At 30.7% G+C, this 12,433-nt stretch carries 12 protein-coding genes and 1 tRNA gene; 4 read left to right on the forward strand and 9 right to left on the reverse strand.

Translation table 4 applies throughout. The annotated features are described in order from the left end of the window. Positions 1 to 201 precede the first annotated feature (201 nt). Both rpmE and rpsD read right to left on the reverse strand, forming a co-directional pair. Positions 202 to 414, reverse strand: coding sequence for a 50S ribosomal protein L31 (rpmE, locus tag VBM86_RS02040; protein WP_323176577.1), 213 nt, complete (start codon positions 412 to 414; stop codon positions 202 to 204). Between the two features lie 27 nt (positions 415 to 441). Then, a complete protein-coding gene (gene rpsD, locus VBM86_RS02045; protein ID WP_323189706.1) occupies positions 442 to 1,041 on the reverse strand; it encodes a 30S ribosomal protein S4 in 600 nt (199 codons plus the stop codon). Between the two features lie 375 nt (positions 1,042 to 1,416). Here rpsD and trpS point away from each other — a divergent pair, with 375 nt between their 5' ends. From trpS to VBM86_RS02060, 3 genes are read left to right on the forward strand one after another with little or no spacing between them, the layout of a single operon-like run. Beyond that, a complete protein-coding gene (gene trpS, locus VBM86_RS02050) occupies positions 1,417 to 2,439 on the forward strand; it encodes a tryptophan--tRNA ligase (RefSeq protein ID WP_323189707.1) in 1,023 nt (340 codons plus the stop codon). Between the two features lie 13 nt (positions 2,440 to 2,452). Beyond that, positions 2,453 to 4,198 (forward strand): threonine--tRNA ligase, encoded by a 1,746-nt coding sequence (thrS, locus tag VBM86_RS02055; protein ID WP_323189708.1) that lies wholly within the window; start codon positions 2,453 to 2,455, stop codon positions 4,196 to 4,198. After that, positions 4,191 to 4,748, forward strand: coding sequence for a hypothetical protein (locus tag VBM86_RS02060; RefSeq protein ID WP_323189709.1), 558 nt, complete (start codon positions 4,191 to 4,193; stop codon positions 4,746 to 4,748). The genes thrS and VBM86_RS02060 overlap by 8 nt, the downstream gene beginning before the upstream one ends. Before the next feature lie 150 nt (positions 4,749 to 4,898). On the opposite strand, the gene VBM86_RS02065 is transcribed toward VBM86_RS02060, so the two are convergent. Further along, positions 4,899 to 6,200 carry a hypothetical protein gene (locus tag VBM86_RS02065; RefSeq protein WP_323189710.1) on the reverse strand — a complete coding sequence of 434 codons (1,302 nt, stop codon included), beginning with the start codon at positions 6,198 to 6,200 and terminating at the stop codon, positions 4,899 to 4,901. A gap of 242 nt (positions 6,201 to 6,442) precedes the next feature. After that, a complete protein-coding gene (locus VBM86_RS02070) occupies positions 6,443 to 7,240 on the reverse strand; it encodes a PTS glucose transporter subunit IIA (protein ID WP_323189711.1) in 798 nt (265 codons plus the stop codon). A 143-nt stretch (positions 7,241 to 7,383) separates the two neighbouring features. Here VBM86_RS02070 and VBM86_RS02075 point away from each other — a divergent pair. Further along, a tRNA-His gene (locus VBM86_RS02075) sits at positions 7,384 to 7,459 on the forward strand. 88 nt (positions 7,460 to 7,547) lie between these two features. On the opposite strand, the gene atpC is transcribed toward VBM86_RS02075, so the two are convergent. Genes atpC through atpH form a run of 5 tightly spaced genes read right to left on the reverse strand, consistent with a single transcriptional unit; the run spans position 7,548 to position 12,430 of the window. Then, positions 7,548 to 7,967, reverse strand: a complete 420-nt coding sequence (gene atpC / locus VBM86_RS02080) for an ATP synthase F1 subunit epsilon (RefSeq protein ID WP_257088725.1) — start codon at positions 7,965 to 7,967, stop codon at positions 7,548 to 7,550. Next, the gene (gene atpD, locus VBM86_RS02085; protein ID WP_323189712.1) at positions 7,967 to 9,403 is read right to left on the reverse strand and encodes a F0F1 ATP synthase subunit beta; all 1,437 of its coding nucleotides are present in this window, start codon (positions 9,401 to 9,403) and stop codon (positions 7,967 to 7,969) included. The genes atpC and atpD overlap by 1 nt, the downstream gene beginning before the upstream one ends. 19 nt (positions 9,404 to 9,422) lie before the next feature. Continuing rightward, positions 9,423 to 10,280, reverse strand: coding sequence for an ATP synthase F1 subunit gamma (atpG, locus tag VBM86_RS02090; RefSeq protein WP_323189713.1), 858 nt, complete (start codon positions 10,278 to 10,280; stop codon positions 9,423 to 9,425). A gap of 5 nt (positions 10,281 to 10,285) precedes the next feature. Beyond that, complete coding sequence (atpA, locus tag VBM86_RS02095; protein WP_323176568.1) at positions 10,286 to 11,866, reverse strand: F0F1 ATP synthase subunit alpha; 1,581 nt, start codon at positions 11,864 to 11,866, stop codon at positions 10,286 to 10,288. A gap of 3 nt (positions 11,867 to 11,869) precedes the next feature. Beyond that, positions 11,870 to 12,430, reverse strand: a complete 561-nt coding sequence (atpH, locus tag VBM86_RS02100; protein ID WP_257088733.1) for an ATP synthase F1 subunit delta — start codon at positions 12,428 to 12,430, stop codon at positions 11,870 to 11,872. Between the last annotated feature and the right edge of the window lie 3 nt (positions 12,431 to 12,433).

Below are 12,433 nucleotides of genomic sequence, written 5' to 3' on the forward strand. Positions count from 1 at the left end.
CGCCTTATTTATAGGTGTTTTCGTTTTTTAACCCTTTTTAACTTGGAAACTCAGGATTATAATAATTTATGTATAAAAGTGAAATTTTATTATTAAGTTATTTAATTTATTAAATAAACTAAATTGCCTTGTTCCTAGGTGAAAAAGAAAAACCCAAACTACATAAAGTAATTTGAGTTAGATGTATAAATGAAACAATAATTATTTACTGTTCATTTTTTCAAGTCTTTTGTTGAATCTGTCGATTCTACCTGTCGCTTTAACTTGTGCTCTTGACCCTGTGTAAACTGGGTGGCATCCTGAACATACGTCTACTGTAAAGTTTGGTTTAACTGATTTGAATTGGAACACTTTGTGGCAAGTTGAACAAGTAACGTTTACTTCGTGGTATGGTAAGTGAATATCTTTTTTCATAAATAAAACTCCTAATATTCCTAATTACTATTTTGAGTAGAACTCAACGATTAAAGCATCCTTGATTTCTGAGTGAATTTCGTTACGTTCTGGTAAACGGTCTAATTTAACTGAAAAGTCTTTTCTTGTCATTCAAGCTGAAGCAGCTTTTTGTTCCATAGCTTCAAGAATTTGTTTGTTGTCTCTTGATTTTTCTTTAAGAGTAATTTCTGAACCTAATGAGATTGACATAGAAGGGATGTTTGCTTTTTTACCATCAACAACAAAGTGTCCGTGGTTAACAAGTTGACGAGCTTGTCTTCTTGTTGTAGCAAATCCTGCTCTATAAACTAAGTTGTCTAAACGAACTTCTAATAATTGAAGTAAGTTTGTCCCTGTAATCCCTTTAGCTTTAACAGCTTTTTCAAAAACTCTTCTTAATTGTTTTTCATTTAAACCAAATAAGTGTTTAACTTTTTGTTTTTCGTATAAGTGTAATCCGTATTCAGATAATTTAACACGTTTGTTTCCGTGTTGTCCTGGAGCATAAGTTCTCTTTTTACCTTTAGCGAATTCTTTACCTGATTCTAAGATAGAGAATCCTAAACGACGTGACTTTTTAAATACAGGTCCTGTGTATCTTGACATAGTATTTTTACCTCTTTCTGCATAACTTAGAGGGTTTATTTCTAACTAGTTAAATTTAACTTAATGCTTTGGATTAAATCAGCTAATCTACTTGCAATGTTATAGTCATGTTAAATTTATTTAAAAGTCATAATAAACTGCTGTTTTATGCTTATTTATTCTATCATTATTTTATAAATAATGAATTATTATTTAGCTCTATATAACCTATTTAAAAAGATTTTTTATTTTGCTTCTTTTTGCTTAATTTATTAATTAATTTTGTTTGATTAATTCGGCTATTTGCATTTATAAAATCAATCAACAAAATGAATATACATTATTTAAAAAACAATATAATTAATAAATAACTTTATTAATTAGTTAAGGAGTGTTATGAAACAAAAATTATTAAGTGGAATAAAACCAACTGGTGATTTAACATTAGGTAATTACATTGGTGCAATTAGAAACTTTGTGCAAATGCAGAACGATTATGAATCATACATTTTTGTAGCTGACTTACACGCACTTACAACTGGGGGTGTCGATCCAGTTGAACTTAAAAAAGCAAGAAAAACCATTGTTGCACTTTATTTAGCTTGTGGACTTAATCCAGAAAATGTAACAATTTTCTATCAATCACAAGTTAGTGCACACGGAATGATGAATTGACTTTGTACATCAGAAACGACAATTGGCGAATTGCAAAGAATGACCCAATTCAAAGATAAGTCACAACAAATCAAACAAGCTAACGGGACTTCTAAAATACCTACTGGTCTTTTAATGTATCCAGTATTAATGGCTGCCGATATTCTTTTATACAACCCTGATGTGGTTCCCATTGGAGAAGATCAAACTCAGCACCTTGAATTAACCAGAAACATTGCTGAAAGATTTAATTCAAAATACAATGCTAACTTCACAATTCCTAACGGAGTTGTTCCTAAAGTTGGAGCAAGAATTAAATCACTTACTGATCCTACTGCTAAAATGTCAAAAAGTGAACACGGTACCAAATCAACCATTTACTTACTTGAAGACCCACAGCAAGCTTATAACAAGATTATGAAAGCAGTTACTGATTCAGAAGGTAAAGTATATATTTCGAATGATAAACCTGGTATCTTAAACTTACTTAATATCTATGCTTCATTAAACAACATAACACTTGAACAAGCAGAAGAATTATTTAAAGATAAAAACTATAAAGAATTCAAAGAAGCAGTTGCTACATCAGTTAAAAATCTTTTAATTGATATTCAATCAAAATACAATGCAGCTTTAAAAGAAGTTGACAAAATAACTGATGAAGGTGCAATTAGAGCTTCTAAAATCGCAGATTATAATTTAAACAAGTTAATGAAAAAAATGGGACTCTATTCCTCATTGACAAAACCCAAAAATGATAAATAAGAGGTAAATTAATATGAAAGCTAATAAAAAACTTAACCATACAACAAGTCACTTACTTGGTGCAGCTGTTGAAAAACTTTATCCAAATGTTAAATTAGGATTTGGTCCAGCTACTGAAGAAGGTTTTTACTATGACTTTGAATTTGCTGAACCACTTTCAGAAACAGAATTACCTAAAATTGAAAAGTTTATGAAAAAACTTGCTTCAAGAAATTTAGTTATGAAGCAAGTTTCAATTGATGAATATTCATTTGAAGGTAAACCTTACAAAAAAGAACTTTATGATGAATTAGTAGCAGCAGGTAAAGAAGTTACATTCTATGCTCTTGTAGATCCTTTAAGTAATGAAACAATCTTTGTTGACTTATGTGCTGGTGGACACGTTGAAGACACAAAACACATTAAACACTTTAAATTACTTAACTTAGCTGGTGCATACTGAAGAGGAATTTCAGATAACATCCAATTAACAAGAATTTATGGAACATCTTGAGACACAGCAGCAGAACTTGAAGAATACTTAGAAATCCTTAAAGATAGAAAAGAAAGAGACCACCGTAAAATTGGTAAAGAAATGAAATTATTCACATTCAACAAATTAGGTGGTCAAGGATTGCCATTCTGATTAGAAGATGGAATGTACATTCACAATGAAATCAGAAACCTTGTTCTTAAAATGGACAGAAAATATGGTTTCACAGAAGTTTTAACACCACACTTTGGTGAAGAAGAACTTTACAAAATTTCAGGACACTTAGCTCACTACAAAGATGATATGTTTAAACCAGTTGTGCTTGAGAACGAAAGGTTAATTGCACGTCCAATGACTTGTCCTCACCACATTATTTGCTACAACACAGAAAAACGTTCATACCGCGACTTACCAATTAGATATTCAGAACAATCACAACTTTACAGATATGAAAAATCAGGTGCTCTTACAGGTCTTGAACGTGTTAGAGGAATGCTTTTAACAGAAGGGCACTTATTTGTTAGAAAAGATCAAATTGCTCAAGAATTCAAATCAATGTATCAATTAATTAAAGAAACATTAGAAATCTTTAAAATTCAAATTAGTTATGTTTCTTTAAGTTTAAGAGATCCTGAAAATACAGATAAGTACTATTCAGATGACAAGATGTGAAATGAAGCTGAAAATGAACTTAGAAAAGTTCTTAATGAATTAGGCGTTAAATACGAAGAAAAAATAGGAGAAGCTGCTTTCTATGGACCTAAAATGGATATTCAAATCTTTACAGCTTTAGGGCACGAAATCACAGTTTCTACATTACAACTTGACTTCTTATTACCTGAAAGATTTGATATTACATACACAAACAAAGACAATCAAGAAGAACGTCCAGTTATGATCCACAGAGGTCTTATTGGAACATATGAACGTTTTGTTTCAATTCTTTTAGAACAAACAAAAGGTGTGCTTCCATTCTGATTGGCACCAAAACAATTCACAGTTATTCCTGCTACAAATAATCCAGAAGATGTGAAATACGCATCAGACATCAACCAATTATTATTCAATGCAGACTTTAGATCTAAATTAGACGACCGTGAAGAACGTTTAGGTAAAAAAGTACGTGAAGCACAAATGTCAAAATCTAAATTTCAAATTATTGTTGGAGAAGCTGAAAGATTAAATGAAACTGTTTCATACCGTGAATATGGTAAACAAGAAACAACAACAATGCCTGTTGCAGAATTTGTCCTAAAAATGATGAGATTGAGAGATTCTCGTGAATAATAAAAAACAAGAAAACAAAAACGAAAAGAAAGTTAGAAAACCAATTAACGGTTGATACATATCATTTTTAGTAATATTTTGAGTTTTAGCAGCTGCAATGATTTTAACAAGTGGAAACATCATCCCTTGAGATAGAATCGTTCCAAATTCTGTTTATAATATACCTCTTTATGCACGTATATTAGCATCAATTTTCTTTCCAATTTTAGTTTTATCATTTGGTTTCTTTGTTGTTTTAAAAGAAAAAATGAGTGTTTGAAGACTTGTTAACTATGTATTCATTATTGGGATTATAATCACACTATTTTGAGTTCCTAGAATGATTAATGTTAACGAAGGAACAGCGAAAGCTGAAGCTAGTTGACAACCAAAATGACTATTATTCCCTTATGATGTAACTGTCGTATTTGGTGTTTGTGTAATCTTATACGCTTTATGTTTATACTTTGTTACACCAAAATTTGTAAGTTACATTAGACCAAAAATCCAAAAATTCTTAGGTCGTTTCAATAAACAAAAATCAATTTTAGAACAAGAATCAAAAAACTAAAATTAATAATTATTAAAAATTCCTATCACTGCTCAAGCGATAGGAATTTTAATATACTTTTCATAAAAACAAATCCACCGGCCATATTGAACTGAAATAAGGTAGAAAAACAGTTTTTTTAGATTTTCTATCTTACTTTTATCAACCTAGTTACATTAATCCACCCACTTTTAGAATACCAAGAAGAATTCCTACCAAAATTAATGTTAATATAGCTCCTAAGGAAATTCATGCAGCTCTACCCTTCGCATTTTTTCTTTCAGCAATGATTTTATTTGCAACTGCATTCATAAGATTAGTTTCAACAGAGATCTGTTTTTTGACTTGAGCATTATTGCTTTCAGCAGGTAACTGATGATCACAAACAATAGCATTTGTTTCAGCAGGTTTCTCAGTTTTAAATTCAATACTTTCAATTAATGAATTATATTTGTTGGTTTTATTATTAATAAGAATGTAAATATACCAACATAATTGATGAATATTTCGGTCACTTTTTAGATAGTTAGAATCAGAATACGTCTTGAAATCATAAATAAATGGCTTCAATATATTTACGTTATCTAAATCAACCATAAACTTTTTATCTGAAAATGTTCCTTCAGTTGAGTCTATGTGATTAAAATCAGAAATTTCTAATGCCTTAAGATATAAAGATGTTTCAGCATAAAAATGATAGTAATTTGCAAGAATAAATGTAAGTGAATTAGGATAATCTTCTGTTTTATTGCCACAAATAATATATCATCATAATCTTTGCATCTCACTCTCATTGAATATTTTCACAAGTGATTCATCGCGAAATATTAGTTTCAAGAAGTAATATATAAATCATAATACAGGATTATCTTGTTCAAATTTTTCACAATTGAAATATTTGTGATTTTTAGCAGGATAATTTACAAAGTTATCTTTTCCTTTTTCAAAGAATTTTTTCAAAAACTCAGCAACTTTTTTATTTTTTATGAAATCCTTATCTTTTTTCAATATGTCTTCAATATTAAACTTTTCTCAATTCTTTACTTTCGAATCTGTGAAACATATAGCTTTAAATAAGTATTCTGGCATTTTACCTTTAAAATTTGTTTCTTTTGTAACATCAGTTATTTTTTCAATAGCTAATTTTTCAATGGCATCAGTATATATTTCATATTTAGTTTTTTCTTCATTGTTTGAGTTTTGATACAAAGTCGAAAAATCCACTTCAGTCTGCTTGCTATTGAATAATTCTTGAACATTCTCAAAAATTTCCTTATCAGTAAAATCACTATCAGAAAATGATGAAAAATTATCCTTAATATTTGAATTTGAATTTGATTTAGCAAACTTTTTTAAAAGTGAATTTGAAATTAAGACTTTGTGAATTTCTCGAGTTTTCAGATCTATAAAACCTGTCAATAATTCTGTGTGACTAAATCATCTATGTCCTTTGGTATTCTTACTTTTACTCATAATATAAAATTGTAATACAAAAAAGAAAAGCACCATTTAAATGGTGCTTGTATCCCGGAAAAACATGCTATTAAAGAGTTTATATTTTCTAATTCCAGGTTACCTCATTAAGTATCAAAATAATGAGGTACTTTTATTATAAAACTTTTTTGTAATATATATCACCAGAAAAATATTTTTTTAATAAATAAAAAAGAACAGATTTTTTCTGCTCTGATTTACAACTCTGTTTAATCTAAAGATTAAACTAATTTAGCAATAACTTCTGAATGTTTGATGTTTTTGTGTTCTAAGTTTTTAAAGTTTTGTAATTTTGAATCAGTTGTTAATGCAAAAATAATTTCTTGATCAATGTTTTCTGCTTTGAATCTGTTTAAATCTAAAACAATTAATTCATCTCCAGATTTAACTTCTTGGTTTAATGAAACTTTAGCATCCATACCAATTCCATTTAATTTGTATGAGTTTAAACCAAAAACAATAACAGCTTCAACGTCTAATGATCTGTTAGATAAGATAACTTGTGATTTACTTGCTGGTTGCATTGTTATTTTTCCATCAAATGGAGCAAGAATTTTACCTGATGTTCCATCTAATTTGATTGCAAATCCTTTTCCAACTAAATCATTTGAAAATACACCATCATTTAATGATTCAAGTGAAACAATGTGTCCTGAAGCAGGTGCTAAGATTTCTAATTCTGAAATTGCTTGAGTAGATGCTGTAGCATTATTTGATGTTGAAACAGTTGAAACTTCAACTGATTTACACATTGTCGAAATTAAGTCTTTGTTAATTTTGATAAGTGCATTTAAAGCTTCTGCATTTGGTAATTCAACTTGAATGTGTTTTTGTGCTTCGAAAATTTTAACTGATGTAGCACCTAATTGTTCAAATTCTGCTTTTGAAACTAATGAAACATTTTTAACATCATATCTTAATTGTGATGCTGAATTATTGAATGAAGTAATATTGTCAAGCCCACCGAATGCATCAACAATTTTTACTAATAAGTCTATGTATTTATCTCTTTCAGTCATAATAATATACTCCTTAAATAAAATAAATTTTATATCATTTTTATAATGTTGAAAATAGATTTTAATACCTTAAAATAAGGTCTAAAAATTAATTAAATTGTTTACTAGATGCTTAAAATAGTGGTATAATAGTTTTACTTATGGCGAACGTGGTGAAGTGGTTAACACAGTGGGTTGTGGTCCCATCATGCGCGGGTTCGAATCCCGTCGTTCGCCCCATATGAAAGAAAGTTGTTAATAGCAACTTTTTTTGTTTTCTTTTTTTACATCAAGTGCATAATAAAAGCAACCTAAAAGGTTGCGAATATTATTTATTGAATAAATTGTATGCATCAATTTTAAAAAGAGCTTTTTTAAGTTTAGACTCTAATTTTGTTTTGTTTACTGAATCATTGTGTGAAGCCTCTTCGATTTGTTTAATAAGTTTATCACGGTCACGAAGCGCTCTTTGGACATCAATGTTTTTAACATTGATAATGTCATCTGTTATGATTGATACTTTTTTCTCATCAGCATATACAAGACCACCACCGATGTAGCAACGAATTTCTTCGCCATTTTCAGGTTTAATTGATAAGTTGCAAATTTCAATGTTTGAGAAAAGTGGTGTTCTATTAGCTTGAAGCCCGATGTAACCTGATGCTGTTTTTAATGTAACAATGTTTACATCACCTTCATAAAATACACCTGATGGTACTGTGATTAATAAATGAGTTGTATTATTCATTATTTTTTATCTGTTGACGATTCAGTTGAAATGTTATTTTCTTCTTGATATTTTTTGTAACGTTCAATAACATCATCAATGCTTCCAGCATATCTGAACATTTCTTCTGGAAGGTTATCTAATTCACCTGAAAGAATAACTTTGAAACTTCTAATTGTTTCAGATAATGGAACATATCTACCTTTAATACCACTGAATTTTTCAGCAACTGTGAAAGGTTGAGATAAGAATTGTCTAATTCTTCTTGCTCTGTTAACTATTTTCTTATCTTCTTCAGATAATTCACCCATACCTAAGATCGCAATAATATCTTGAAGTTCTTTAAATCTTTGTAAGATTGCAACAACTTCTTGAGCTGTTTCGTAGTGCTCATATCCAACAATTAATGGATCAAGTAATCTTGATGAAGAGTTAAGTGGGTCAATAGCTGGATAAATTCCAAGTGCTGCTGTTCCACGGTCAAGAACTGTTTTAGCATCTAAGTGAGTGAAAGTTGTAGCAGGTGCTGGATCAGTTAAGTCATCAGCAGGCACATAAACAGCTTGAACTGATGTAATTGAACCTCTACGTGTTGAAGTAATTCTTTCTTGAAGCGCACCCATTTCTGTAGCAAGTGTTGGTTGGTAACCAACAGCTGATGGCATACGTCCTAAAAGTGCAGAAACCTCTGAACCAGCTTGTGTAAATCTAAAGATGTTGTCAATGAATAAAAGTACGTCTTGATTTTGTTTATCTCTAAAGTACTCAGCCATTGTAAGACCTGTAAGAGCAACTCTCATACGTGCCCCAGGTGGTTCGTTCATTTGTCCAAATACAAGTGCAGTTTTATCTAAAACTCCTGCAGCTTTCATTTCATAGTAAAGGTCATTTCCTTCACGTGTTCTTTCTCCAACTCCAGCAAATACTGAAAGTCCATTGTGCTCTGTAGCTATGTTGTTAATAAGTTCTTGAACAAGAACTGTTTTACCAACTCCAGCTCCACCAAAAAGACCAATTTTTCCACCCTTTGCATAAGGAATAAGTAAGTCAATAACTTTAATTCCTGTTTCAAGAACTTCTGATGAAGTTTTTTGTTCTTCATAAGAAGGCGCTGGTGCGTGGATAGGATCTCTTTCAATTTCTTTTGGTAAAGGCAAGTTGTCAATTGGGTTCCCTAAAACGTCAAACATTCTACCTAAAACAACGTTTCCTACAGGTACAGAAATTGGTGCACCTGTGTCAGTTACAACCATTCCTCTTTGAAGTCCATTTGTAGAAACCATTGAGATTGTACGAGCTGTATCATCCCCAATGTGTTGAGCAACTTCGAATGTGTAAACTTTTCCATCATGTTCTAATTCAACAGCATTAAGTAAGCGAGGTAATTTTCCTTCTTCAAATCTAACGTCCACAACTGGACCTAAGATTTGAACGATAATTCCTTTGTTTTTTGCCATTCATTCCTCCTTATTTTAATTAAGTAGCATCTGCACCAGCTACAATTTCATTGATTTCTTGAGTTATGTTACCTTGACGTTTTCTGTTAAATTGTAATCTTAACTCATCAACTAAGTCTGTTGCATTATTTGTAGCATTTTCCATAGCATTACGTCTTGAAGCAATTTCTGAAACTTTTGAACCTGTGGCAAGTCCATAAACCATACTTGCTAAGTAAAGTGGAATTGAGTTTTTAAGCACCACTTCTGAGTTAGGCTCAAATTCAATTGTGTTTTTAGCTTGCACACTAGCATTTTCAGATTCAATGTCTAGTGGGAAGAGTTTAAGTTTTTTAGCTTCCTGTGTAATGTTGTTAATAAATTCTGTGTAATAGATGTAAATGTTAGCAACTCTTTTGTTTGAATATTCTTCAAAAGCTTTTTTAGATACAACAGAACTAAGTTCATAAGAGATTTTATCTCCTAGTTCTGTGTATTTAGAAATGACTTGTTCATCATATTTAAATGAATGTAATAGAGCAAGTCCTTTTCCTCCAAGCACAATGATTTTGTCGCTTGGTTTAAGAGTTTCTTTAAGTAATTTAACAATATTAGTATTGTATGAACCACATAATCCTAAATCAGATGTGATGATGATGTGTAAATCAGAATCAACATTAGTGTTTTTAGGGAAAATTGAGTAAAACTCTCTTGGTTCAACGTGTGATGCTAATTCTCTAAACATTTCGTTTAGTGAATTTAAATACGTTTCAATACTTTCAAATTCATTTCTAATTCTACGTAATTTAGCAGTTGATACTAATTGCATAGCATTAGTAATCTTTTTGGTATTGTTAATTACATTAATTCTATTTTTAATTGAATTTAAGTTTGCCATTTTAATTATTTAAGTAAGTCATTGTATTTTTTAGGAAATGCTTTATGCAACTTAGGATCATAGTTAGGAATTGTAGCGATGATGTTTTGTACTATCTTAACTAATACTTTTTCTGTTGTTTGGTAGTCTTCAGGTGTGAATAAACCTTTTGAAGCAATGTTTGAGAAAAGTTCCATACCTTCAGCTGTTTTGTTTACAAATGCAATAACGTTATCTCTGTATTCTTTGATGTATTCTTTTGGAAGTGGGTTAATAATTCTTTCTTTAACTCCTAAAAGAATAATAGCTTGTGTAACTTGTGGAATCGCAAAGTATTGTTCTTGTTTTAAAAGTTCATATACTTTAGCACCATGTTCTAAAATTGATTTAGTTGATTCATCAAGGTCTGAACCAAATTGAGCAAAAGCTAACATTTCGTTGTATTGAGCAAGTTCAAGTTTAAGTGAACCAACAACTTGTTTCATAGCTTTAATTTGCACAGCTGAACCAACACGAGAAACTGAGAAACCAATATCAACAGCAGGTCTTTGTCCTGAGTTAAATAGTGATTCTTTTGTGAAAATTTGACCATCTGTAATTGAAATTACGTTAGTTGGAATGTAAGCTGAAATATCCCCTTGTTGAGTTTCAATGATTGGAAGAGCAGTAATTGAACCTCCACCATTTTCTTTGTTAAGTCTAGCTGCACGCTCTAAAAGTTGAGAGTGTAAGTAGAAAACGTCTCCAGGGTAAGCTTCACGACCAGGTGGTCTTCTTAAAAGAAGTGAAAGCGTTCTATATGCAACTGCGTGTTTTGATAAATCATCATAAACAATTAATACGTCTTGTCCTTGAGACATTCAGTATTCTGCAATAGTAACTCCTGTATATGGAGCAATGTATTGTTGTGGAGCTAATTCTGAAGCTCCTGCAACAACTACTGCTGTGTAATCAAGCGCACCAAATTCATTAAGTTTGTTAACAATTTGGGCAACTGTTGAGTTCTTTTGTCCAATTGCTACGTAAACACACTTAACGTTTTTACCTTTTTGGTTGATGATAGCATCAATAGCCATAGCCGTTTTACCAGTTTGACGGTCACCGATGATAAGCTCTCTTTGACCTTTACCGATTGGAATCATAGAGTCAATCGCAATAATACCTGTTTCAAGTGGTTGGTTAACTTCTTCTCTAGTCATAACACCAGGAGCAATTTTGAAGATTTCACTTTTAATTGTTCCTTGAATTTTACCTTTACCATCAATTGGTTCTCCAAGAGCGTTAACAACTCTACCTAAAAGAGCATCACCAACATTTACGTCAATAACTTGACCTGTTCTTTTAACAATGTCTCCTTCAGAAACAGAGTTAGCATCACCAAATAAAGCAACTCCAACTGTTTCTTCTTCAAGGTTTAAAGCAAGTCCATAAACACCGTTGTCAAAAACTACGATTTCGGCGTTTTTAACCTTTTGAAGACCTGATACAACAGCAATACCATCACCAATTGAGATAACTTGACCAATTTCTGATCTGTCAGCTACTTTACCAATGTTTTGAATTCTTTCTTTAATGATTGCAGAAATATCATCTAATTTGATAGCCATAAATTACACCTCCTTTTCTTTTTGTTTAAAAATAATTTCGTTTTTGATTTTGTTTAAGTCGTGTAGTATGTTCATTTCAATAACTTCAGTTTTAGACACAATTCTAAATCCACTAATAATATTTGGGTTAATTACATTGTGAATTTCAATTGTACGTCTTGTAACTTTTTGAAGTTTGTCGTTGATTTGTTGAAGTTGCTCATCACTTAATGGAAAAGCTGATTCAACTACTACATAACGAATTCTTAATGCATCATTTGATAATTTTAAATATTCAATGATGATGTTTTTTAATTGAGACACCATTTTTCTTTGAACTATAACTTTAATTGAGTTAATTACAATATAGTCAAATTGATTTTTATCAAAAGCCATATCAATTGTTTTGAATCTTTCAGCTTCAGGAATTAAGTCGTTTCCTAAATATTCGATAAAACCTGGAATTGTGTCAATTAAATCTTTAACAGCCTCAAATTGAGGTTGAATTAATTTAAATTTATCTTGTTTTTTGACCAAGTCATAAATTGCTACTGCATATGCAGATGTATTTCTTTTTTTGTACATAAT

The organism is Mycoplasma sp. 21DD0573 (assembly GCF_034863425.1).
Classification (GTDB): domain Bacteria; phylum Bacillota_I; class Bacilli_A; order Mycoplasmatales; family Metamycoplasmataceae; genus Mycoplasmopsis.